This is a genomic window from Ureibacillus sp. FSL K6-8385 (assembly GCF_038593155.1).
Lineage (GTDB): Bacteria > Bacillota > Bacilli > Bacillales_A > Planococcaceae > Ureibacillus > Ureibacillus terrenus.
Map to the genome: position 1 here is coordinate 1,910,643 of NZ_CP151968.1, position 21,765 is coordinate 1,932,407.

Here is a 21,765-nt window from a genome sequence, read left to right on the forward strand (position 1 = left end):
CCCCTTTATAATCTCTCCCAAATCGCTGCAATTCCTTGTCCGCCGCCAATGCAAACCGCGGATGCGCCATATTTCTTTCCTCTTCTGGCCAGTTCATAAATGAGCGTCAATGAAATTCTTACCCCTGAAACTGCCAAAGGATGCCCCAAAGCTACTGCACCGCCATTGACATTTCCGATTGCCGGATCAAAGCCCAATTCCTTTTGACATGCCAGATACTGGGCTGAAAAGGCTTCGTTGATTTCGATCAAGTCCAAATCATGCAGCTTTAATCCCGCTTTTTTCAAAGCATTTTGAATTGCCGGAACAGGACCGATTCCCATATATTTCGGTTCCACTCCTACAACGTCCCATGACACCAGTCTGGCAATCGGCTTTAATCCTCTTTTTTCGGCATAATCGGAAGAAGCAAGGACAACAGCCGCTCCTGCATCATTCATTCCGCTTGCATTGCCCGGTGTGACAACACCGTTTTCTATAAATCTGGGAGGCAATTTTCCCAATTCTTCCAAACTTGTTTTTCTTGGATGTTCATCGGTATCAATAAGTACGGAACCTTTCTTCTTTTTCACTTCGACAGGTACAATTTCTTTCTTGAAATATCCTTTGTCCATGGCCGCAAGCGCTCTTTCATGACTTGTAAGCGCATGCAAATCCACTTCTTCCCGTGTAATTTCATATTTTTTCGCTAAATTTTCCGCAGTGACCGCCATGGAACATTGGCCGTATGTGTCATATAATCCATCCCATAGCCAATCTTCAATGACCGGCGATCCCAATTTTGTGCCCCAACGCATTCCCCGGATGACATGGGGAACCTGGCTCATATTTTCCGCACCGCCGGCCAGCACCACATTGGCTTCCCCTGTCTGGATGAACCTGGCAGCGGTTAAAATCACTTCTATGCCGGTACCGCATAAACGATTGATGGTAACGGCCGGCACTTCGATCGGCACTTTCGCTTTCAATCCGACGTGGCGGGCCAGGAAATGGGCATCCTTGCTGGACTGTTGGACATTTCCGAATACCACATGATCAATTTCTTCAGGGGCAATGTTCGACCTTTTGATCGCTTCAACAGACGCATATGCGCCCAAATCGGTCGCCGGGACATCCCGGAATGAACCGCAAAATTCGGCTAAAGCTGTCCGTGCGCCTTCTAACAGAACGATATCTTGTTTCACAAAAATCATCTCCCTGTAAATTTCGGCTGTCTTTTTTCCACGAATGCCTGCATTCCTTCTTTTCGGTCTTTTGTTGCAAAGGTATTGCCAAAGCAGGCCATTTCAATCGTAAGACCTGATTCTATATCAACATTTGCTCCGGAATTCACCGCCAATTTCAGCATTCTTAATGCCACTTGAGGTTTTTCGGCCAATTTCGCAGCCCAAGCTTTTGCTTCTGCCAATAGATTTTCGGATGGAACAACTTTATTGACAATATGCCATTCCAAAGCTTGCTCCGCCGTGATCATTTCTCCGAAATAAAGCAGCTCTTTTGCAATTCCTTGGCCGACAATCCTTTGTAATCTTTGCGTTCCTCCTCCGCCCGGTATGATGCCGAGATTGATTTCCGGAAACGCGAATTTTGCTTTTTCTGAAGCAATCCGCAAATCGCAGGAGAGCGCCAATTCCAGACCTCCCCCGAGGGCAAGTCCGTTGATGGCGGCAATGACAGGCTTCGCCAAGTTTTCAATTGTCGAGAAGGTTTTTCTTGAAATTTGATTCATCTCCAACATGTCGACTGCATCCAATTCCAGCATTTCACGGATATCCGCACCTGCGACGAAAGCCTTTTCGCCGCTGCCCGTCAGAATAATGGCATGGACATCTTCCCGGCTCTCAAGTTCCGTCATCAGTTGGGTGAGTTCTTTAAAAACGGCAGTATTCAATGGATTGACCGGCGGACGATTGATGGTAACAATAGCAATCTTATTCTCTACTTCATAAAGTAATGATTCATATTTAACAAAAGCGTCCTCCAACTTTTTATTTGTTATAGTCATAGAAACCAGCTCCTGTCTTTTTTCCTAATCTTCCCGCCCTTACTAATTGTTTCAGCAGCAAAGGCGGCGCAAAACGGTTGTCATTCAATTCATTTTTCATATATTCCATCACGTAGTAGCCGACATCGACGCCTGCATAATCCTGCAATGTGAAAGGCCCCATCGGATAATTCAAACCGAGAGTCACCGCTTTATCGATGTCTTCCGCAGTCGCAACCCCTTCTTCGAGCAGACGGATCGCTTCGATAAATTGTGGAATCATGATCCGGTTGACAATAAATCCTGGAACATCTTTTTTCACTTCTATCGGTTCTTTTCCCAACTGTTTTGAAAACGCTTTTATTTCAGCGACTGTTTCATCGCTCGTCTTAAGCCCGCGCACCACTTCCACCAGCTTCATGATTTGGGCCGGATTGAAGAAATGCATCCCAGCGACCCTTTCCGGGCGTTTTGTTGTTTCCGCGAGCTCGGTAATGGACATGGAAGAGGTATTTGTGGCAATGATTGCACCTTCCGGCAAAATGTCATCCAATTTTGAAAAGACTTCTTTTTTCACATCCAAATTTTCAATAACCGCCTCGATGGCAAGATCGGCTTCCTTCAAATCTTCCAAATTTGTCGTCGGACGGATTCTTTCAAGCACTTCCGCTTTTTCGCTCTCTGTGATTTTTCCCTTTTCAACGCTTTTTTGCATAAATTTTTCTATGCGGGACAAACCATTATCTAGAAATCTAGTTTCCACATCGTGCAGAATTACTTGGAATCCGCTGCTGGCAATCAAGTTTGCGATTCCGCTTCCCATAGTGCCTGCGCCTATAACACCAACTGTTTTTATAGCCATCACTTCGATCCCCTTTTCATTTTTTAAAATTTTCTGTAATTAACTATAAGCCATTTTCTTTTTCGACTGTACCTATACCGTGTAGGAACAATTCAATGAATTTTCATCATTTTTGCGGAGAATGAACAAGTCAATTCCGGAATATTAAATTACTTGACAATAATAAAAAAACTGCCCTGAAACAAACGTTTCTGAGGCAGTTTTTACAGTTTCAATGATTGAACATGAATTTCATTCCCAAAAAGGTCATACAATTTAATGGCCATATTCAAATTAAACCGGTGTTCCGCATTATTTAAATCCACTTGCAAAAGATCTTCGATTTTTTCCAGACGGTATTGAAGTGTGCTTCGGTGAATGAATAATTCGTTTGCCGTTTCTTTCATGTTCCCGTTATGGGATAAATACACTTGAAGGGTTTGCAGCAGATCCATGTTTTTGCCTTCGCTGTTTAATAGTGGCCCGATATGATCCTGGATGAAAATGGAGGCGATTTCACCGTCGATTTCATGGAGCAGCGCATAGGCCCCCAATTCATCAAACAATGCAAAACCCGCATCATTGAATCGCGACTTCACCACATTTAAGCATTTTTTCGCCTGCAAATATGAAACCGAATAATCCGGGATTTGATTCGTTTTCCCCCCCACTGCCAGTAAAACCAGAACTTTTTCGCATTCATTTTTGACCCACTTTTTTAGATTTTCATACATTTTGCTCCAATAGCTTTTTACTTGCCCGTTCATCGACGATGCGGGGGCGATCAAAACAATGTCCCCTTCTTTGTTGACGATGAATACTTCCGGAAAATAATTCGAAAGATTGGTTTTGAGCTTTTCCAATATCCGCGACTTGCAGGACTCCTGTTCCAATATATCCAGTTTTTCATCCAATATGGTCAAAGATAATATGGCCACATAATGGGGGCGTTCAATATCCCAACGGAAAAGATTTGCGTATTGGTAAACATTTTCTATTTCGTCAAGATGATTGGACAATATTTTATTGATAAAACTGTCCCGGACTTGTTCTTTCGTATCAAGAATAATTTTTTGCTTCATGAATTGGATGGAATAAATATTGCGGGCAACATCAATCGTCAGCCGGAAATAATCATCCATTTTGGCGTTTGAAACATCCAGCACCAGGTATCCAAAGAAATCCCCTCCTACATCAATCGTCCAATAGGCGATCGTTTTCCCGGACAACGCACTCGGGTTCCAGGCCTTCGATGCACGCTTCTGAACGATTTCGTAAGTGGCCAGCTCCAAATATTCATCCAACAATCCTTCGTCTTCTGGCGACAGTTTATAAGAGATTGGCCTCAAAAAACGGTCCAACAGAATGACCGACTTGTTCAAAGCCTGATTCAATGTTTCGGTGATTTCATCGATGGAACTGCCATGAATCGTTTCTTTCACAAGGGTTTGTTGATACAGAAGCAATTGGTGCAGCTTATGCTTATGCTGTTTTTCCCTTTGGAATAACATTGCAATGGCCACGTCTTTGCCAAATTCGTCAAAAACGCTTTCCATTTCCTCGAACAACATCACTTTTTGGAAATAACCGATGATGCAAAAGCCAAACAGATTCAACTCATTTTTTAAAGGAAAAGTAAACCAGGTAGGAATCTTCTCATCCTGGAGCAATTTCGTGAATGCGCAATTTTTTTCCCTGGCCAACTGCTCGTGGGTTAAGCTGGATAAAAACAGGTTTGGGGAACACTGATCGACATTTAACGGAAAAGCATTGATGAAAGCCCTCTTTGCCCCGCTCCATGACTTCACGGTTAATTGCCCGTCCGATTTAACAACGATTCCCACGAAATCCGCGGACAGTTTTTCCCGGAAAGAGTCCGAAATGTATTGAAGAGTCTCTTCTTCGGAATCGAATTGAACAAGCTGCCGGGAAGTCGATTTTAAATGCCTTTCTAACTTTTTCACGATATTTTCTTTTTTTTGTTCCTTTTTCATTCCGTTCACAGCCTTTATTCATAATTTTCATACTATTTATATACTAATTTTACAAATTCATCGTTAGTTTCCAATATCCTAAATGAAAAATTTCCAAATAACCACGTAAGCAATCCCATGCAAACGACTAAAAATAGAAAATACAGTTATGCTATACTAATGGAAAGATATGAAAGAAAGGGTATGGAAAATTTGGCCATTTTTCAAAACGCTCCATTAATCCTGGCGCTATTTTCTATCATCTTTGCGCAAATCATTAAAGTCCCCATTCATTTCTTATTTACGGGGCAAATCAACTGGTCATTGTTTACTTCCACCGGCGGCATGCCAAGTTCCCATTCCGCTGCCGTGACAAGCCTCGCTACAGCCGTCGGATATGAAACCGGTTTTGACTCCCCCATTTTTGCGGTGGCCGCATTATTTGCGGGAATTGTCATGTATGATGCAAGCGGCGTCCGTTATCAGGCAGGCCAGCATGCGGCCATGCTAAATAAAATCCGCAGAGAATTAACCGTCTTTTTCCGGGACATGAAACATTGGAATGAAAAAGACGGAAATGAAAAACAGGAAGAACTAAAAACACTATTGGGACATAAGCCCAATGAAGTATTAACAGGAGCGATTACCGGAATCGCCATTGCTGTTATTTTTTACACGTTCATTCGGTAAAAAAGGATCTATCCAAAAGCCGCATTCTCTTTTGGATAGATCCTTTTTAAAACATCCGATAGCCTTGTTTCCTTAAAATGATCATAACGATTCCGGCAACGATGGTGCCAAGGAATCCGCCCGATAAAATGGCAATATCCACGAATTGGAGGGATAAAATTTTGTCCCATAAAGCGGGCCATGCATAACCAGGTTTAAATATATAATCGAAAAAACTTACTTCATCAATGATAAAGATGACGACAACCGGATAAATAATGGTCATCAGCCAGGTCATGCGAAGAAGCATATTTAATAAGAAACCGATACCAAAAAACATCACAAAAAATAAAACAATTGAAATGATTAACTGTACAATCGAAACTGAGCCACCCATATAAGTATAACCTCCATTTTCCTCCCATTAGTTTAACCTAATTGAGTTGTCCTTTCAAATGGAAAAATGGAAACAATATTGAAAAAAGAAGTCCGGCGTTCCGTTTCCGGAATGCCGGACTTTTGCTTAAACCGCTTCTCCCACCGCTTTTCCTCTCACAAATCTCGGACTGTTCCATAATTTGACCCATGATTTTAATGCGGTTATCACAACCACGAGTCCAAGAATCAGCATAATGATGGATAGAATGCCGTTTAACACCGAATAGCCGCTGGATGCGGAATTCCAATATACATTTTTGATCATCCAGATGCCCGCGACATTGACCGTAATGTATAAATACACCAAAGGGATGATGCATGTTAGCACATAAATTCGCTTTGTCGCAATCTTTAAAATCACTGTTGCGCCGATGACTAAACCGATGGACGCCATCAGCTGGTTGGATACCCCGAAGAGCGCCCAAATCGGACCAATCTCGCCGGTGTACAATAGGTATCCCCACATGAAGCAAGCCAATGCGCTTGCAAAGATCGTGCCCGGCATCCAATCCGTCCGCTTCAACGGCCTGATGACATCCCCCAGGAAATCCTGGATCAGATAACGCGCCACCCGTGTGCCTGCATCAATCGCAGTCAAAATGAATACGGCTTCGAACATGATGACAAATTGATAAAAATAGCTGCTTAAATTCGCAAACCAAGGAACGCCCGTAAAGATTTGCGTCATACCTACGGCAAGAGATACCGCACCGCCTGTTCTTCCTTCCAGGTCAATCCCGATTGTCTGGGATAATTGGGGCAGGTTGACCACTTCCATGCCCAATGTGGCAAACACTGCCGGGGCTGCATTGATGGCAAAATAATCGGCCGGATGCAGGGAAGTCGCCGCAATAAGCGCCATGACCCCCACCAAACTTTCCACAAGCATGGCTCCAAATCCTACGACGCGAATATCTTCCCATTTATCCAGCATCTTTGGTGTCGTGCCGGAACCGATAAATGCATGGAAACCGGAAATGGCGCCGCAAGCGATGGTAATGGAAACAAACGGCCATACAGGACCGGCAATGATTGGGCCTCCGCCATGTACAAATTCCGTCACCGCAGGAAATTGAATTACAGGGTTAACAAAAAATACGCCGACAATCAGTGCAATAAATACACCGATTTTCATAAAGCTGGATAAATAATCTCTTGGAGCAAGCAGGAACCATACAGGCAATGCCGCCGCGAAGAATGCATAAATCGGCAAGATCAGTGCAAGCGTTTGGCGGTCCAGCGTCAGCCATTGTCCCAACACCGTATCCTGGATATAAGGCCCTGCAAAGACGCCAATCAACAGCAAAATAAATCCAACGGCGGACGTCACGAGTAAATTTCCTGATTTCTTATATGCGACTCCGACAAGCATGGCAATCGGAATCGTAATGGCAACCGCAAATGTACCCCACGGGTTTCTTTCCAGAGCTCCGAGAACAACCATCGAAAGCCCGGCCATTGTAATGGTAATAATGAATAGCATGGCAAGTCCCGTACAAAATGCGGCCACCGGTCCGAGTTCTTCCTTCATCACTTCTGAAAGCGATTTCCCTTTTTGGCGCATGGATGCAAACAATACTACGGCATCATGCACCGCTCCCCCGATCACCGCGCCAATCAAGAGCCAAAGCAGCCCCGGCAAATAGCCGAATTGGGCCGCAAGTACAGGACCAACCAAAGGGCCAGCCGCTGCAATCGCGGCAAAATGATGGCCGAAAGCGACCCATTTATTTGTCGGCACATAGTCTTGTCCGTCATTCAGTTCGTGGGCGGGCGTCGGTTTTTTGTCGTTAATCAGCAATACTTTTTTCGTGAAAAAATAGCCGTAGAACCGGTAGCCGATGACAAGTATACAAATGGCCCCGATTACAATCGAAAGTCCGTTCATACATTTCCCCCATCCAATTTTTGCCTAATTTAGCAGATTGCTTCAAACAAGAATCAGCGGCCACTTTCGTTATTGAAATTTTCTGAAATCTCAGTCCGTAAGCGGAAAATCCCCCTTTCTTTTTCTATAAAATTATTATTTTTAATGTATGTCCGAAACAAAAAAAATATATTTTATTTGTTAAAAAACACGCGGTAGGACGTGTATTGGAACCAGTCTCCCGGATTGATCCCGTCGTTTTTTGAGAGCTGGTGGCGGATCAATGAATCGCTTGCCATCTCCTGCAGCATGACGGAAGCTTCTCCGCAAGTTAATAATTCATTTACCGAAAGCCATTTCGCATCGTACAATTCCTTCTCCTGAATCCGTATCGGCTGATGTTCATTGATCGGTCTGCAGGCAAAAATGGCCATATTGTCGCTTACTTCTCCCCGGATGACCCCGGTTCTGAAACCGACCATTCCGGTGACGATACAGTGAATTCCGGTTTCCTCCCTTACTTCCCGGAGAGCCGCTTCATCCGCCGTTTCCCCATATTGCACAAATCCGGCGGGAATCGACCATACCCCTTTTAAGCCGCTATATTTCTTTTTTACCACAAGCCATTTGCCATCGGAGTTGACCACAACGGCCCCTGCTCCCAACCAAACTTTACCACGCTCATTCTTCACACATACTCCCCCTCAGTCCTTACTCATCACTATTTTACATTTTTTAAAAGTTTTTGAACATATCGAGAAAGATATAAACCCGCAAAAGGTGATTCATGAAAACGATGTTTTAAAACACCTGCAAATGATTCATTTTTGTATAAAAAAAATCCCCCCGATTTTGAAAAATCAGGGGGATGCAGGTCCACAGCATATGCTGTTTGGCCATCTTTCATCCGATTTTTTTAACATTCTTCCGGCGTACCGGCCACCTTTGCCGTTCTAAAGGATGAACCGCAGCCGCATGTGGCGATGGCGTTCGGATTGTCGATCGTGAAGCCTCCGCCCATCAAGGATTGTTTATAATCGATTTTTGTTCCCATCAGAATCGGCGCATCTTCTTTGGAAACCAGAATTTTAATACCATGCTGCTCATCGGTATAATCGTCTTCATTGATGTTCCGATCAAAATTCATGCCATACGTAAGTCCGCTGCAACCTCCGCCGTGAACGGCCACACGCAAGCAGGAACCTTCTTCTTCGTTATGCTTCGCCATTTCCTTAATGCGATAAGCGGCAGCTTCTGTCAGCTCAATGACTTTCTTTTCCGTAGTCAACCGTATCACCTTCCTTAAACAATATAATAGCAGTGAAAACCTATTTTTGACAATGAAACTGCTCTTAATCCGGTATGGTATTAATATATTGGAACATTGCAAATCTATACTTGTTTATGTGAATCACTAAACCCATTCAAAAGGGAACTTATGATTTTAATTGCATGAAGTCATTGGGAATTGAGCAGAATGGGTTAAAGAACATGTTCATACCATTGGCAATGAATGAAAATCAGGAAATATAAAGAATGATAAAAAACGGTGTACTCTCCATTCTCATTTAGAGTACACCGTTTTCAATCAAACATGCCTTGTTAAATCAGAATACTTGCTCTACTTCGACAATGCCAGGCACTTCTTCCAACAATGCGCGCTCGATGCCTGCTTTAAGCGTAATCGTGGAGCTTGGGCATGAACCGCAAGCGCCCAACAAACGCAATTTTACTACGCCGTCTTCCACATCGATGAGTTCGCAATCTCCGCCGTCGCGAAGCAGAAACGGGCGCAATTTATCTAAAACTTCTTTAACTTGTTCAAATTGCTCAGCATTTGTCATATCCTCTCGACTCCTTTCATTAAAATCATTATAATCTGAATAAGAGAAAAAATCCATTATTAATGTTGCGAAAGAGGGTTGAAAAATGATTAAACTGGTACCGCTAATAGAAGTTTACGGTGCTGATCAAATTTGCGCAAGCTGCGTAAATGCCCCATCTTCCAAAGATACTTATGAATGGCTGGAAGCCGCCATTACCCGCAAATATCCGAATCAGCCTTTTTTCATGCGCTACATAGATATCAATCAGCCGTTAACCGATGAGCGGGACAAAAAGTATGCCGAACGCATTCATAATGATGAATTTTTTTATCCCCTCGTCCTGATCAATGATGAAGTGGTAGGAGAAGGGTATATCCAAATTCAGCCTATATTTAAAGCGCTTGAAAAATTGGGATTCGTCCCTGCCGAATAGCTAGACCGTCCCAAAAAAACCAAAAATTCGCAAGTAACAAAAGGGTTACTTGCGAATTTTCCTTTAATTGTCATTTTGCCGTTTATACATCCATAGCAATCCGGACTTCAAAAGCCGGGCAATTCTTCCGGTCATCGTTTTATCGGCGATATAAACAAATCCTTGTTTTTTCCCTAATGATCCCATAAAACCTTTCAATTTAATTGGCGGCATTTTTTCAGGCAACTTTTCGCCTTTCCAGCGCAATTTCAACACTTGCGCAATCCGTTCCGCCTGTTCTTCCGCAAGCTGGGCGCTTGCAGGCAAATCGGATGACGCACAGTCTCCCACAACATATACATGCTCGTCATCGACCAGTTGAAAATATTGATTCACAAGCGGACGGCCTTTATTGTCCTTTTGTGCATCCATTTCCCGGACAATTTTTACCGGTTGAACGCCTGCCGTCCAAACAATCGCATCCACCTCGATGACTTCATCATGGTTGTAAATTTTTCCGGGTTCCACTTTTGTGATATTTGACTCCGGAATCACTTCAACGTTATTTTTTTCAAACCATTCTTGTATATATCTGCTTAACTTTTCAGGGAAAGAACGCAAAATGCGAGGAGAACGGTCAAACAATTTAATTATTAAATCTTTGCGGCTCTCCCTCAATTCACTTGCAATTTCAATCCCGCTCAATCCTGCTCCGACAATCGCGACAACAGAACCTGCCGGAAGACCGCACAACGTTTCAAAGGTTTTGCGTGAGTTGGCGATTGTCTGTATGCTCAATGTGTGTTCCGCCGCGCCGGGAACGTTATGGTAATCATCTTCGCATCCAAGGCCGATGACTAAATCATCATAAGGGATTTCTCTGCCATCTTGCAAATAAACCTTTTTTTCTTTGCGGTCAATTTTTGTTATTTCACCGTACACTTTTTCCAATCTCGGATGTTCCGGAAAATCGACGCGCACTTTTTTATCGGTCGTTGTTCCTGCCGCCAGTGCATAAAATTCCGTTTTTAAGCTATGGAATGGATTTCGGTCGACTAAAATAATTTTCGTATCTTCAGGAAACTGGTTAGGCAATAAACGGAGCAAAATTCGCATATTTCCGTAACCGCCGCCAAGTAATACAAGATTTTTCATAGAAAACTCCCCTAAATTAGTTTGTCCAATTTGTTCACAAATTTTACACAATCAATAGTAGTATATAATATTGTGAGAGCTTTCACAATAGATTTTTGTGAAAAGATTCACAAAAAATCAATTCATTGACGAAAGTGAATTTTCAGAGTAGGATTTCATTGAGCGAGGTGAACAAACTTGAATCCTTTGGTGGAATTTTGCATGTCCAATTTGGCGATGGGAGCTTATGAAACATATGATGTATTGGAAAACGATCCAAATATCGATGTCCTTGAATATGATTGCCTAAGCCACTGCTCTTTATGTGCCGAAAAATTATACGCTCTTGTGAATGGCGAAATTGTGGAGGCTGATACTCCCGAAGAACTGACGAAAAAAATTTATGCATATATCGAGGAAAATCCTCTTTTTTAATAGATCCGGGGCTGTTTACGATCAACAGCCCCTGCATCGCTTTCTTCAACCTATTTGGTTATAGTTCGAACTCGCTTAAATCCTGGACACAATAAGTCGGCTGCAATTCTTTTTCTTTCACCTTCTCCGTGCTTACGGCCCCGGTGTTTACATGAACGGTATCGCACCCGAAACGGATGCCGCACAAAATGTCCGTATCGTAATTATCCCCGATCATTACCATCTCGCTTTTTTGATACCCATGTTCCTGCCGAATCATCTCCAAAATGGCCGGTGACGGTTTCCCCAAAAAAATCGGTTCCACATTGCATACCTGGGCGACCAGTTTTACGAAAGATCCGTTTCCGGGCTGAAATCCTGCTTCAGTCGGGACCCTTATATCCTCATTTGTTCCGATCAGTGTTGCGCCATTTTGGACAGCCAGACATGCCTTCGCCAACTTTTGATAAGTGATCATCCGGTCAATTCCCATGACAACCACATCCGGATTTTCTTCAACGATGTGTATGTTGTGTTGCCCAAGGGCATAACGGATTCCATCCTGGCCGATCACAAACACCTTGGCCTGTCCGAAATGTTCTTTGACATATTTGGCCGTCACGAAAGCGCTGGAGTAAATCTGTTTTTCTGACGCTTCCACCCCGAACCGCAGCAGCGCTTCCTTGATCTGGGACGGAGTTTTCGAAGAATTATTCGTAACAAAAAAATAATCCAGCTGTTTTTCCCGCAATGTGCGGATAAATTTGATGGCGGCCGGGATGGCTTCTTTGCCTCGATACACGGTGCCGTCTAAATCAAAACAGAAGGCGCGATACTGTTTCATTCACGGTCCTCCGGCAGGAATGCGGAAACAGGCCCCAATTCATTTTCCAAATACTCCGTCACTTCTTTGGAGAAGGTTTTTAAATACGGCACTGTATTTTTCAATACTTCATATACCCTTTCAATATCCACTTGAATAAATTCGCGGACGAGATTTTTTCTCAAACTGATCAATTCTTTGAAAGGTTGTTCTTTTTCTGCGGGAATGACCTTCTCATCGATCAAAATATCGATAATATCATCATAGCTGCCCGGATCCCGCATAATAAACCCGTCAATCATCAAATTTCCGACATCGATGACGGATTCAAGGGCATTATGGGCGATGCGTTCCAACGCCAATTTTTTTATATCATTTTCAAGCCAATTTTGTTCCTGTTCAAAAACGGCAATCATTTCGTCCAAATATGCTAAAGTGTTCACGATTTTCTTTCGATCCACAAAATACATGTCCAATGCCTCCAATTCAAAAGTTGATTGTTCTTTCGTATCTATAGTAACATATTGTGTAGTATTGGAAGGAGAACAAAAAACGATGGAACGTTTTTTCTTATATGATGATATAGAAGATACAAAGACAAGATTCGTCAGCTTCACCGGCAAAAAGCTGCGCTACGATTTGGCGATTATCCAGTCGACGCGCTTTTACGGAAAAGTGCTCGTTTTGGATATGCAATTTGGACGGTTTGCCATCATTGGTCCCGATGATTTGGAAGAGCCGGGTTATCTGGAGTATGTTTTTAATAAAACGGAAGAGGAAGCAGAAGATTTGAGAGAATATTTAATGGAATTATTATCTTAAAGTTCAAACAGGCCATCTCCGGTTGGGAGATGGCCTTCCTATTTTCTTGCATTTATATTTATTGCTGTTTCATTTTTTCGCGAACCTGACCGTTCGGAGCTGATACATGTTTATCCTGGGATACCCGGCCAATTTTCTTTAATATGAAATAGGCGCATCCAAAATTGCAGTACTCAAACAAATAATCCTGTACCGTGCTGATTTTGTTATCATAAGTGGCATTTTTGTTCCGGTCATCAAAGAATCCTTTTAATCTTAATTGCCCGTATCCCCAATCTCCTACGATATAATCATATTTTGCCAGCACATCCGTATATCGGTTGATGAAGGCTTCATTTTGGAAGCCGTCCCGATAATTCTCGATTAATTCATAAGCAATTCCATCCACTACAATCATCCAAACACCTCCAATTCCAAAACCGGAACTACAATTCGGCTTGGAACTGTCCAGTTTTCGTTGCTTCATTTACTTGTTCGTCAGCATGGTAGCTGCTCCGGACCAAAGGACCCGCTTCACAATGTTTGAAACCTTTTTCCATTGCGATTTTACGCAATTTTCCAAACTCCAAAGGCGTATAATATTTTTTTACAGGCAAATGTTTTTTTGTCGGCTGCAAATACTGGCCGATGGTCATGATATCCACATTGTTCGCCCTCAGATCATCCATGACTTCCAAAATTTCATCCCATGTTTCACCGAGGCCGATCATCAACGAAGATTTTGTCGGGATATCCGGCTGCATCTCTTTTGCTCTTCGCAAAAATTCCAATGAACGGTCATAAGTGGCGCGGGCGCGGACCCGTGGAGTAAGTCTCCGTACAGTTTCAATGTTATGGTTTAAAATGTCCGGCCTTGCATCCATGATGATGCGCAAGTTTTCTTTCACCCCTCCCAAATCCGATGGAAGCACTTCAATGGATGTTTGCGGCGATTTTCGACGAATTGCCCGGATCGTTTCCGCCATAATGCCCGCACCGCCGTCTTTCAAATCGTCCCGCGCAACCATGGTAATCACGACGTGTTTTAAATTCATCAATTTGACGGAATCCGCGACCCTTTCAGGTTCCTGCAGATCCAATTCTGTCGGAAGCCCGGTTTTTACCGCGCAGAACCGGCATGCGCGGGTGCAAACGGCCCCCAAAATCATCATCGTCGCGGTTCTCCGTTCGCCCCAACATTCATGGATATTGGGACAGCGCGCTTCTTCGCAGACGGTATGCAAGTTTTTTTCCCTCATCAATTTCTTTAAATCTCTATATCCTTCATTTGTATTAAATTTTATCTTCAACCATTCGGGTTTTCTCAAAATTTCTTTATTGCTCACTACGTATCAGCCCCTATCAATTTAAGAAAAAATAGAACCATCTACTTGTCAATATAACATGTTCACGCTTTTGTAACAACTGACAAAAATATGGGGAGGAAAAATTCCGATCATTCTATCGGTACAGGGACCTCAATGGAAGGCTGTGCCCCATCTCCATTGTTTGTATAAATATTTGGGACCTGGCTTCTCGTCAGACCGATCGCTACAGGGATGGATTGCTCCACCGTAGTCGTTTTGCTTGCAAAAGGAACTATTATTTGGACATTTACTTTAAAGTTAATGCTCACTTCTACCAGGGCATTATTAATACCGAATTCTGTAATCCTTGTGCCGACGTCGCTTGTAACATTTCCGATGATGTGAAAACGAATCGGCACTTTTGGACCCAAATTTCCCAAAAGAGGAAGATTTAATGCTTGGGCAAGCGGAACAAGAAAGACAATCCCATCCCCCTTTTGAATTTCGGAAACATCATATTCCACATTATCCAATTCCGGAAGCTGGGATAAGTCTCCTTTCTCCGCCATTTCAAGATGCTCTTTTACGAGGGTGGTTGTTTCCGCGCGCACCTGATTGATGATTTCTGTATTAAATTTGGTCGTCAGCATATAATCCGATTCCGTAGGCAAATCTTCTATGATTTCATTGATGTCCAGCACAGAGGATGTCCTCGCATTAATAGCTTTGCTGACCACATGGGAAGCGATTTTACGGGTTTGCACTTCAGCATAATCCAAATATACAGGCATTAAACGGGAATTAAGAAAATATAAAAATAATACCACAGTCAAAACAAAACTCATAAAAAACAAAGCAAACCGGTTCGCTCTTCTTTTTTTTCTCGGCGCGCGGAACATCATTCTTCGGGGTCTTCTCGAAAACAAAAAATCTCCTCCTATGTCATGTTATGAATAGGAGGAGATGACTATTCAAGGCCCTTCTGCACCGTTTTCGCATTTGCGCAGATTATGAAAAATGGCGTTTGCAATATTCCACCAGCACATCTCTTAAAAAATATGGCAAATAATATTTCTTTTTTGCATATTTGAAATTAGGGAAAAAGTATCCAAACGTAAACATATCGAGGGTCGCCAATTGGTAGGTTTTATTCAGATCGCTGACTTCTCCTTTTACAATCAACTCCCGGTTCTTGTTGACGGAAAATTCATAGGTTAAAATCTTGCCGAACACCAAACCTCTGAATCCCAATCCCCTCAGCTCGAGTTGTGACCACTCCTCATTTTTCGCCTGCAAATATACTTCTTTTAATTGCCGTCCCGTCAATTCCACCACACATAAGTTGATGGGGTGGGGCAAAATGCGGTGAATATCATATTTACTCACATTCCCTTTTTTCAAACCATCCAAAAAGATGCCCGCATTAAACATCGCACAATCGGCGCCGGTATGCTCCAAAACCGCTTTCGCGAAAAGCCTTGAAATCTGGGAATGATGGAACCACTCCTTATTATAGCTTTTCGCCGATTGAAAAAGGGGTTCGCTCATTAACTCCTTGCCGGTGTGCGACAACTGTTCCAAAAACTCCAATTCACCCTCGATTTCAGGCAACAGCGCATTATCAATTACCATTTCTTCCTTGTGGACAATTTTCCGGCGTTCATGATCATACTGAATGACCAAATGTCCGGTATATGCGCCGAATTTGCCGCATCCGGTGAGCAGCACCCCGTTCACCATTTTCCCTTCTTCAAGAAAATGATGGGTATGGGCGCCAAAAATCACATCCAATTCAGGACATTCCTGAGCCAACATCTCATCCTCTGTAATGCCCAAATGGGACAAGCACAGTAAAATATCCACTTCTCCCCGCAGCTCTTTGGCAATGGAGATAATTGCTTTTCTCGGCTCTGTAATCTCCCATTGAAGCTCTTTATAAAACAGTTCGTAAAAAGCGGTAGCACCGATGACCCCAATTTTTGTACCATATTTTGTCCTCAAAATGGTATAAGGCTTCAGCCATTTTGGATTTTCTCCATTTGCCGCCTTCAAATTGGCGACAACCACTTCAAATCTGGCATCATCATATAAATGGTACAGCTCGTCAAAGTCCAAAGTGATGCCTTCATTATTGCCGATGGTCACAACATCGTATTGGGCCTCATTCAATAACTTCACATTCCCGAGCCCCAGGGTCGCTTCCGTATAAATGTTTGAACGGTCCAAGTGATCCCCGACATCAAACAAGAAACTGGGCTCGCCTTTTTCCGCATAGGCAAGCCGCTCATTCCGAATGAAATATTGGGAACGCAACCAATATTCGAAATGGCTATGTATATCGTTTGTATGGTAGAAATGAATCGTCTCAAGCAAACTGCTCACCATCTCTCACATTTAAACTAGCCCTTCTATTATAGAACGGATCCCGATCAGCACCATAACGATTTGCAGTACGAGAACGACCGTTTTGGATTTCATCCGCTTGTTTAAAGCCGCTCCCAATTTTGCCCCCAAATAGGCCCCGATGATGACAGGAACCGTATAATGCCAAGGGACATTTCCTAAAGCGATATGGCTGATGGAATTGACAATGGATGTTAAAAAGACCATAAACATGGAAGTCGCGACGGCAACATGGGCAGGAAAACGGAACAACAGAATCATGGCCGGTACGATTAACGAACCGCCCCCGATGCCGAATAAGCCGGAAATCATCCCGACAAAAAAGGAAAAGCCGACCGCAAACCATACAGGATATCCAAATTCAAACGTCTGCCCCTGCCGGTCTGTAAAACTTCTCTTTATGCCATGATCCATAAACCATTGGATCGGCTTGAGTTTATCGCGGACAAATAATAAGGTTGACAAAACAATCAATAAAATACCGAAGTAAAGATTGAAGGAATCGATATTTAAGCCTTTATTGAGCCACGCCCCCAGAATCGCACCGGGCGCACTCCCGATAAAAAATATCGATCCGCTGATAAAATCGACTTGTTTGGAACGCATATAGGAAATCGTAGAAGACAGCCCTGTAAAAATCATCATGACAACGGATAGGCCGACCACCCGTTGGGGTGTAATATCAGGGAAGTATCCCAATTGAACGCCGAAATAGAGGGTTGCGGGAATTAACACGACCCCTCCCCCCAATCCGACGAGCGAACCAAGTATTCCAGCGCATAGCGCAATGATTGCCAGTAGTAAATATTCCATCAAAATTCCCCTTCAAAAAGATTTAATTGTTTCGGTGCCAGCCCATCATACCGGATATTTAATATTTCCTGCAGCGTTTTTGCGTTGCCTGCCGCATGATGGCCTGAATTGTTATTGAATAGCACAAATATCTCTTCCGCTTTTTTCTCCAATTCTTTAATATGCTTTGCCAAATCTTCCAGTTCCTCTTGACTATAGTCATATAAAAATCGGACTTCTCTCCAGTTGGGTGCACCGGTATTTCTCCATCCAAAAACATTTCTTCCATGAAGGCGCACAAGCGCTTTTTTATTTGTCGCTTCCGGAACAAAAGGAACCGAACCGATTCCTGCCTGCGGTTCATCACAAACGGTATGTATCAATCCATTTTCCCTGAGAAACTGGATTGTTGCTTCTTTTCTGCCGTTTTGAAACCAGGTTTGATTCCGGAATTCAATCGCGATCGGAAATCCTTGTAATTGCTGTTTTAGATATAAGATATATTTCACATTTCGGGAATTGCAGTCAAACCATGGCGGAAATTGGACCAAAATCATGGCCAATTTATCCGCTTGCCGGAAAGCATCGGCGCACTCCCTGAATGCTTCAAACATTTCCGAATGATCCTGATAAGGAAGTTCATCTTTATTGTGGCCCGTCATACCTTGATAGGCCTTCACAATAAACTGAAACTTCTCCGGTGTCTCCGCCGTCCATTTTTCGACGTTTTTGACAGATGGAATGGCATAAAAAGAGGTATCCACTTCCACAATAGGAAAGTGTCCGCTATAATCAAAGAGTCTATCTTTCTTTGAGGAATTTTCCCGATAAAGGGAAGGATGGTCCCCCCATCCAGTAAGACCAATTTTTATCATTTCTCCCTCTCCATTTTATCTCATTTTTACATATATAAAAAAGTATAAACGATTATACGAAAAAAGTTCGATTACGCAATACGTAAATCGAACTTTTTTCAATCCCGACGATTTTATTTACTTGATTAGGCGAATCTTCTTGCTTTTCTCAATTTGAACAATTTCGTCATCATGGATTGTGAGGGTGATGGAACCATAACGGATCGTCGGAATGATCTTTTTTAAATTTTGCAGCACTTGCTCCAGCTTTTCATCCCTTTTGCTCATAGCATTTCATCCCCTTCATGCAAGAATCTCAATCAATTTATTGATGAACATAAACCCGGGAAGAAACTTTTTCCAATTGGTCGTTCAAGCGTTGAACGGCCTCATCGGCAATGCGGTATTCCCCATTTTCCAAACGTTCTACCTGCTGATCGAGGACAAAAATGGCCTTCAATATTTCTGTTGCTCCCAACACGGAAACGACAGGTTTCAGCGCATATTCAATCGCAAGCAGGTGGCCGATGGAACCGCCGATGGCAATCGGAATGACCGTTTTATTTTCAAGACCGTTTTGTGGAATCAAATCCAGGAACGTTTTTAAAATTCCTGTATAAGACGCTTTAAAAATCGGTGTCAGAATGACGACAATATCCGCTTCTTCCACCAGTTTGTTGGCTTTTTGGATTTCCTCGCTTGCAAAATTCAATAAAATCAAATCCTGGGCGGGCAATTCATGAACATAAATGGAATCCGTTTGAATGTCCGCCTTTTTCAAATAGTTTTCAACATACTGATGTATTCCTGTCAGGCGGGATGCCTTTTTATTGCTTCCATTAATAATCACTGCTTTAACCATTTAATATGACCTCCTGATGAAAAAATAAATTATATTATGAAAAGTTTCTTTCAACCTTTTTTCTTATTATTTCAACAGATTAACTATGTTTTAAGGCAAAATAAGAATTATTTGAAACGAGACATTGTTCATTCCAAAAATCTTCCAGCGCTTTCTTTAAGCCTCCTGGACCGAACTTCACCTTTCCTTTGTTTGAACAGTTATCTATTATAAACAATATAATCTTTTCTCTTCTTTCCAATATATCCGTTATGCCTTTCCGGTAAAACCATTGGTCGATCGTATTATAAATTCCTTTATTGACCGAAAAATGCTCCTCACAATATTGGGAAAATTTTAAATCAGGCAAGTGCAGTAGTTCGTTGCTTTTTTTCAAAATTGCCACCCTCCCCAGCGATTGATTGAAATTGAGATCGAGCGTATTGAATGTCTTTATGGATTTGGCCGATTAAATCTTCTTTGCTATGAAACTTCCGTTCCCTTCTGACAAAGAAGGCTATTTCGACCGTCAAATATTTTTCATAGAGATTTTCGTCAAAATCAAAAATGTGCACTTCAAAGGTTTGATGATGGCCGTCATTGAACGTTGGACGAATTCCGATATTCATAATGCCCGCATATTTTCTCTTTTCAAAGTATACAAAGACTCCATACACCCCTCCCTCTAATTGGACTTCACCCAAAGGATTTACGTTCGCAGTCGGAAACCCGAGTTGTCTGCCAAGTTGCTTTCCTCTTTTTACCTTCCCCACAATAAATATTGGCCGTTGTTGTCGTAAAGCGCTCATTTGCACCCTCCAATTGGAATAATAAAAATGAAGGCCCACTAAATAGCAAAACACTATTTAGTCGGCCTCTAGTTTGTCTAGTCGGGCGATTTCTTTTGTTTTTTCCAATATAATACATAATACCTGAGTAGTCAAGTGTGTTTTGTAGGTTTTATATGAGATTTTTTTATTTTCATATTTTGACTGTGGCAACAGTAGTAATTGACTAAAAATTTTCCAAGTTTCAATACTTTGATGCATTTGCAAATCTAATGTACGATTTTCATGACATTTTCTCTCAGCATTTGTTCCGATGCTTCACCATTGATTTTTTCCACAATTTCTCCTTCGCTGTTTATAAACAATGTAACCGGCAAAGTGATGATTTTAAAAGCCTCGGTTGCCTGCTGATCCTGATCCAGCAAAATTGGGAAACTCACTTTATTTTTTGATAGAAACGAGTTCACCGCAATCACCGGTTCGCCGACATTGATGGCCACCACTTCGACACCCTGGCTTCCATATTCCTGATAAATTTTTTCAAAATAAGGCAATTCTTTTTTGCAAGGAGGGCAATAAGTAGCCCAAAAATTGACCACCATCCCCTTTCCTTTATAATCTTCCAGGCTAAGCTGATTCCCTTCAAGGTCTTCCAATGTGAAATCGAAAACGGCATCTGCAGGTTCTTTCTTTTTATCAATGACGATTTCTGCATAAACAGAATAGCCCAATAACAGAAAGAGGATCGTTAACATCGCTTTGCCCATAATATTCTTATAACGCTTTTTCATCTTTGCCTTTCACTCCAAAGGGGAGCCTTTAGTCGCTCTTTAAATTCATCCAGAACAAAATGCGTTTCTTGACCTTTTCAAAAATTAGAATGATCGTCAGTATAATGATGGCGTTGAATATAATTCCTGCCAATACATAATCGTATTGGGAAAAATCCGTATAGTACAATACGAAATGCCCCATTCCCGCCTCGGCACCGAACATTTCGGCCATGATCAATACAATAAAAGACAATATAAGAGCCGTTCCCGTGCTGCTCAGAATATATGGTGAACTTGCCGGCAACACGAATTTCCAGATAAAATCTATACCTTTTAAACCAATGATTTTTGCGTTATCCCAATAGCGTTTATCAATAAGGACAACTCCCTGAATGGTTCCGAGGAAAATGGGCCAAAAAGCTCCAATAAACAGGATTGCAATCGAGGCCGATTTAAAAGTCGGCAATAATGCTATCGCATACGGTATAAAAAGTGTCGGCGGCAAAGGGCTTAATACGTGAAAGAACGGAGAAAAAATTTCCCTTAAATTTTGCCGGAGTCCAAAGAATACGCCTCCACCGACACCCAGGATGAATGCCAATGCGAGTGCAGGAATGAGCAAAGCCATTGAACTTGCAAATCCTTTGAGCATCTCGTCAAATGCCTCTACAAATGCCCCCGCAATCTCCGAAATCGGAGGGAAGATGACCGGGTTCAACAAATCGCTGAAATTTGTAAAATATACCCAAATCAGTATCAATAAGAAGAAAATGGCCAAGGTAATCGAATAATGTTTCAAGTTTCTTCTCATCCACCCACCCCATT

28 protein-coding genes are annotated in these 21,765 nt (G+C 42.4%); 4 read left to right on the forward strand and 24 right to left on the reverse strand.

What is annotated here, in order from left to right; all coding sequences use genetic code 11:
* Nucleotides 1-5 precede the first annotated feature (5 nt).
* From NST62_RS09445 to NST62_RS09460, 4 genes are all read right to left on the reverse strand, one after another.
* A complete protein-coding gene (locus tag NST62_RS09445) occupies nucleotides 6-1,184 on the reverse strand; it encodes an acetyl-CoA C-acetyltransferase (protein ID WP_141602709.1) in 1,179 nt (392 codons plus the stop codon).
* 5 nt (nucleotides 1,185-1,189) lie between these two features.
* Nucleotides 1,190-2,005, reverse strand: a complete 816-nt coding sequence (locus NST62_RS09450) for an enoyl-CoA hydratase-related protein (RefSeq protein WP_141602710.1) — start codon at nucleotides 2,003-2,005, stop codon at nucleotides 1,190-1,192.
* A complete protein-coding gene (locus NST62_RS09455) occupies nucleotides 1,989-2,846 on the reverse strand; it encodes a 3-hydroxyacyl-CoA dehydrogenase family protein (RefSeq protein ID WP_141602711.1) in 858 nt (285 codons plus the stop codon). The genes NST62_RS09450 and NST62_RS09455 overlap by 17 nt, the downstream gene beginning before the upstream one ends.
* Nucleotides 2,847-3,049: 203 nt before the next feature.
* On the reverse strand, nucleotides 3,050-4,819 hold the full coding sequence (locus NST62_RS09460) for a helix-turn-helix domain-containing protein (protein ID WP_328215898.1): 1,770 nt from the start codon (nucleotides 4,817-4,819) through the stop codon (nucleotides 3,050-3,052).
* A gap of 183 nt (nucleotides 4,820-5,002) precedes the next feature.
* On the opposite strand from NST62_RS09460, the gene NST62_RS09465 reads away from it, so the two are divergent.
* The gene (locus tag NST62_RS09465) at nucleotides 5,003-5,488 is read left to right on the forward strand and encodes a divergent PAP2 family protein (protein ID WP_141602713.1); all 486 of its coding nucleotides are present in this window, start codon (nucleotides 5,003-5,005) and stop codon (nucleotides 5,486-5,488) included.
* A 46-nt stretch (nucleotides 5,489-5,534) separates the two neighbouring features.
* On the opposite strand, the gene NST62_RS09470 is transcribed toward NST62_RS09465, so the two are convergent.
* The 5 genes from NST62_RS09470 to NST62_RS09490 form a co-directional block, all read right to left on the reverse strand.
* Entirely contained in the window at nucleotides 5,535-5,864 is a 330-nt protein-coding gene (locus NST62_RS09470; RefSeq protein WP_141602714.1) for a YuiB family protein, read from the reverse strand.
* Nucleotides 5,865-5,990: 126 nt separating this feature from the next.
* Complete coding sequence (locus NST62_RS09475; protein WP_328220068.1) at nucleotides 5,991-7,793, reverse strand: carbon starvation protein A; 1,803 nt, start codon at nucleotides 7,791-7,793, stop codon at nucleotides 5,991-5,993.
* A gap of 173 nt (nucleotides 7,794-7,966) precedes the next feature.
* Complete coding sequence (locus tag NST62_RS09480; protein ID WP_141602716.1) at nucleotides 7,967-8,464, reverse strand: NUDIX hydrolase; 498 nt, start codon at nucleotides 8,462-8,464, stop codon at nucleotides 7,967-7,969.
* Between the two features lie 224 nt (nucleotides 8,465-8,688).
* A complete protein-coding gene (locus NST62_RS09485; protein ID WP_141602718.1) occupies nucleotides 8,689-9,060 on the reverse strand; it encodes an iron-sulfur cluster assembly accessory protein in 372 nt (123 codons plus the stop codon).
* Nucleotides 9,061-9,379: 319 nt separating this feature from the next.
* A complete protein-coding gene (locus NST62_RS09490) occupies nucleotides 9,380-9,616 on the reverse strand; it encodes a NifU family protein (protein WP_141602719.1) in 237 nt (78 codons plus the stop codon).
* Nucleotides 9,617-9,701: 85 nt separating this feature from the next.
* Here NST62_RS09490 and NST62_RS09495 point away from each other — a divergent pair, with 85 nt between their 5' ends.
* Nucleotides 9,702-10,031, forward strand: a complete 330-nt coding sequence (locus tag NST62_RS09495) for a YuzD family protein (RefSeq protein WP_141602720.1) — start codon at nucleotides 9,702-9,704, stop codon at nucleotides 10,029-10,031.
* 63 nt (nucleotides 10,032-10,094) lie between these two features.
* Here the strand turns inward: NST62_RS09495 and NST62_RS09500 are convergent, their stop codons facing one another.
* Nucleotides 10,095-11,165 (reverse strand): NAD(P)/FAD-dependent oxidoreductase, encoded by a 1,071-nt coding sequence (locus NST62_RS09500; RefSeq protein ID WP_141602721.1) that lies wholly within the window; start codon nucleotides 11,163-11,165, stop codon nucleotides 10,095-10,097.
* Between the two features lie 177 nt (nucleotides 11,166-11,342).
* Here NST62_RS09500 and NST62_RS09505 point away from each other — a divergent pair, with 177 nt between their 5' ends.
* On the forward strand, nucleotides 11,343-11,579 hold the full coding sequence (locus NST62_RS09505) for a YuzB family protein (protein WP_141602722.1): 237 nt from the start codon (nucleotides 11,343-11,345) through the stop codon (nucleotides 11,577-11,579).
* A 58-nt stretch (nucleotides 11,580-11,637) separates the two neighbouring features.
* Here NST62_RS09505 and NST62_RS09510 read toward each other — a convergent pair whose 3' ends face one another.
* Together NST62_RS09510 and NST62_RS09515 are read right to left on the reverse strand one after the other, a co-directional pair.
* A complete protein-coding gene (locus NST62_RS09510) occupies nucleotides 11,638-12,402 on the reverse strand; it encodes a TIGR01457 family HAD-type hydrolase (protein ID WP_328215897.1) in 765 nt (254 codons plus the stop codon).
* Nucleotides 12,399-12,851, reverse strand: coding sequence for a DUF86 domain-containing protein (locus tag NST62_RS09515; protein WP_141602724.1), 453 nt, complete (start codon nucleotides 12,849-12,851; stop codon nucleotides 12,399-12,401). Before NST62_RS09515 ends, NST62_RS09510 begins: the two co-directional genes overlap by 4 nt.
* A gap of 85 nt (nucleotides 12,852-12,936) precedes the next feature.
* On the opposite strand from NST62_RS09515, the gene NST62_RS09520 reads away from it, so the two are divergent.
* Complete coding sequence (locus NST62_RS09520; RefSeq protein WP_141602725.1) at nucleotides 12,937-13,203, forward strand: DUF3055 domain-containing protein; 267 nt, start codon at nucleotides 12,937-12,939, stop codon at nucleotides 13,201-13,203.
* Between the two features lie 58 nt (nucleotides 13,204-13,261).
* On the opposite strand, the gene NST62_RS09525 is transcribed toward NST62_RS09520, so the two are convergent.
* The 12 genes from NST62_RS09525 to NST62_RS09580 form a co-directional block, all read right to left on the reverse strand.
* Nucleotides 13,262-13,600 carry a YutD family protein gene (locus NST62_RS09525; RefSeq protein WP_141602726.1) on the reverse strand — a complete coding sequence of 113 codons (339 nt, stop codon included), beginning with the start codon at nucleotides 13,598-13,600 and terminating at the stop codon, nucleotides 13,262-13,264.
* 28 nt (nucleotides 13,601-13,628) lie between these two features.
* Entirely contained in the window at nucleotides 13,629-14,528 is a 900-nt protein-coding gene (gene lipA, locus NST62_RS09530; protein ID WP_342462832.1) for a lipoyl synthase, read from the reverse strand.
* Nucleotides 14,529-14,638: 110 nt separating this feature from the next.
* The gene (yunB, locus tag NST62_RS09535) at nucleotides 14,639-15,415 is read right to left on the reverse strand and encodes a sporulation protein YunB (protein ID WP_246045872.1); all 777 of its coding nucleotides are present in this window, start codon (nucleotides 15,413-15,415) and stop codon (nucleotides 14,639-14,641) included.
* 82 nt (nucleotides 15,416-15,497) lie between these two features.
* The gene (locus NST62_RS09540) at nucleotides 15,498-16,862 is read right to left on the reverse strand and encodes a bifunctional UDP-sugar hydrolase/5'-nucleotidase (protein WP_141602728.1); all 1,365 of its coding nucleotides are present in this window, start codon (nucleotides 16,860-16,862) and stop codon (nucleotides 15,498-15,500) included.
* 21 nt (nucleotides 16,863-16,883) lie between these two features.
* A complete protein-coding gene (locus NST62_RS09545) occupies nucleotides 16,884-17,705 on the reverse strand; it encodes a sulfite exporter TauE/SafE family protein (RefSeq protein WP_141602729.1) in 822 nt (273 codons plus the stop codon).
* Complete coding sequence (locus tag NST62_RS09550) at nucleotides 17,705-18,559, reverse strand: DUF72 domain-containing protein (RefSeq protein WP_342462833.1); 855 nt, start codon at nucleotides 18,557-18,559, stop codon at nucleotides 17,705-17,707. Before NST62_RS09550 ends, NST62_RS09545 begins: the two co-directional genes overlap by 1 nt.
* 117 nt (nucleotides 18,560-18,676) lie before the next feature.
* The gene (locus NST62_RS09555) at nucleotides 18,677-18,826 is read right to left on the reverse strand and encodes a YezD family protein (RefSeq protein ID WP_141602731.1); all 150 of its coding nucleotides are present in this window, start codon (nucleotides 18,824-18,826) and stop codon (nucleotides 18,677-18,679) included.
* Between the two features lie 37 nt (nucleotides 18,827-18,863).
* A complete protein-coding gene (ssuE, locus tag NST62_RS09560) occupies nucleotides 18,864-19,400 on the reverse strand; it encodes an NADPH-dependent FMN reductase (RefSeq protein ID WP_141602732.1) in 537 nt (178 codons plus the stop codon).
* Nucleotides 19,401-19,479: 79 nt separating this feature from the next.
* On the reverse strand, nucleotides 19,480-19,776 hold the full coding sequence (locus tag NST62_RS09565; RefSeq protein WP_141602733.1) for a hypothetical protein: 297 nt from the start codon (nucleotides 19,774-19,776) through the stop codon (nucleotides 19,480-19,482).
* On the reverse strand, nucleotides 19,742-20,188 hold the full coding sequence (locus NST62_RS09570) for a riboflavin kinase (RefSeq protein WP_141602734.1): 447 nt from the start codon (nucleotides 20,186-20,188) through the stop codon (nucleotides 19,742-19,744). Before NST62_RS09570 ends, NST62_RS09565 begins: the two co-directional genes overlap by 35 nt.
* Before the next feature lie 248 nt (nucleotides 20,189-20,436).
* On the reverse strand, nucleotides 20,437-20,958 hold the full coding sequence (resA, locus tag NST62_RS09575; RefSeq protein ID WP_141602735.1) for a thiol-disulfide oxidoreductase ResA: 522 nt from the start codon (nucleotides 20,956-20,958) through the stop codon (nucleotides 20,437-20,439).
* 28 nt (nucleotides 20,959-20,986) lie between these two features.
* Nucleotides 20,987-21,751 (reverse strand): ABC transporter permease subunit, encoded by a 765-nt coding sequence (locus NST62_RS09580; protein ID WP_141602736.1) that lies wholly within the window; start codon nucleotides 21,749-21,751, stop codon nucleotides 20,987-20,989.
* Between the last annotated feature and the right edge of the window lie 14 nt (nucleotides 21,752-21,765).

Excerpts from the sequence above, each read along its gene's own strand:
- NST62_RS09450 (WP_141602710.1), bottom strand. The coding sequence starts at position 2,005 with ATGACTATAACAAATAAAAAGTTGGAGGACGCTTTTGTTAAATATGAA.
- NST62_RS09520 (WP_141602725.1), top strand. The coding sequence starts at position 12,937 with ATGGAACGTTTTTTCTTATATGATGATATAGAAGATACAAAGACAAGA.
- NST62_RS09500 (WP_141602721.1), bottom strand. The coding sequence starts at position 11,165 with ATGAAAAATCTTGTATTACTTGGCGGCGGTTACGGAAATATGCGAATT.
- NST62_RS09555 (WP_141602731.1), bottom strand. The coding sequence starts at position 18,826 with ATGAGCAAAAGGGATGAAAAGCTGGAGCAAGTGCTGCAAAATTTAAAA.
- NST62_RS09470 (WP_141602714.1), bottom strand. The coding sequence starts at position 5,864 with ATGGGTGGCTCAGTTTCGATTGTACAGTTAATCATTTCAATTGTTTTA.
- NST62_RS09550 (WP_342462833.1), bottom strand. The coding sequence starts at position 18,559 with ATGATAAAAATTGGTCTTACTGGATGGGGGGACCATCCTTCCCTTTAT.
- NST62_RS09475 (WP_328220068.1), bottom strand. The coding sequence starts at position 7,793 with ATGAACGGACTTTCGATTGTAATCGGGGCCATTTGTATACTTGTCATC.
- NST62_RS09570 (WP_141602734.1), bottom strand. The coding sequence starts at position 20,188 with ATGAGCGCTTTACGACAACAACGGCCAATATTTATTGTGGGGAAGGTA.
- ssuE (WP_141602732.1), bottom strand. The coding sequence starts at position 19,400 with ATGGTTAAAGCAGTGATTATTAATGGAAGCAATAAAAAGGCATCCCGC.
- NST62_RS09490 (WP_141602719.1), bottom strand. The coding sequence starts at position 9,616 with ATGACAAATGCTGAGCAATTTGAACAAGTTAAAGAAGTTTTAGATAAA.
- NST62_RS09460 (WP_328215898.1), bottom strand. The coding sequence starts at position 4,819 with ATGAAAAAGGAACAAAAAAAAGAAAATATCGTGAAAAAGTTAGAAAGG.
- NST62_RS09455 (WP_141602711.1), bottom strand. The coding sequence starts at position 2,846 with ATGGCTATAAAAACAGTTGGTGTTATAGGCGCAGGCACTATGGGAAGC.
- NST62_RS09545 (WP_141602729.1), bottom strand. The coding sequence starts at position 17,705 with ATGGAATATTTACTACTGGCAATCATTGCGCTATGCGCTGGAATACTT.
- NST62_RS09580 (WP_141602736.1), bottom strand. The coding sequence starts at position 21,751 with ATGAGAAGAAACTTGAAACATTATTCGATTACCTTGGCCATTTTCTTC.
- NST62_RS09465 (WP_141602713.1), top strand. The coding sequence starts at position 5,003 with ATGGAAAATTTGGCCATTTTTCAAAACGCTCCATTAATCCTGGCGCTA.
- resA (WP_141602735.1), bottom strand. The coding sequence starts at position 20,958 with ATGAAAAAGCGTTATAAGAATATTATGGGCAAAGCGATGTTAACGATC.
- NST62_RS09510 (WP_328215897.1), bottom strand. The coding sequence starts at position 12,402 with ATGAAACAGTATCGCGCCTTCTGTTTTGATTTAGACGGCACCGTGTAT.
- NST62_RS09515 (WP_141602724.1), bottom strand. The coding sequence starts at position 12,851 with ATGTATTTTGTGGATCGAAAGAAAATCGTGAACACTTTAGCATATTTG.
- NST62_RS09525 (WP_141602726.1), bottom strand. The coding sequence starts at position 13,600 with ATGATTGTAGTGGATGGAATTGCTTATGAATTAATCGAGAATTATCGG.
- NST62_RS09495 (WP_141602720.1), top strand. The coding sequence starts at position 9,702 with ATGATTAAACTGGTACCGCTAATAGAAGTTTACGGTGCTGATCAAATT.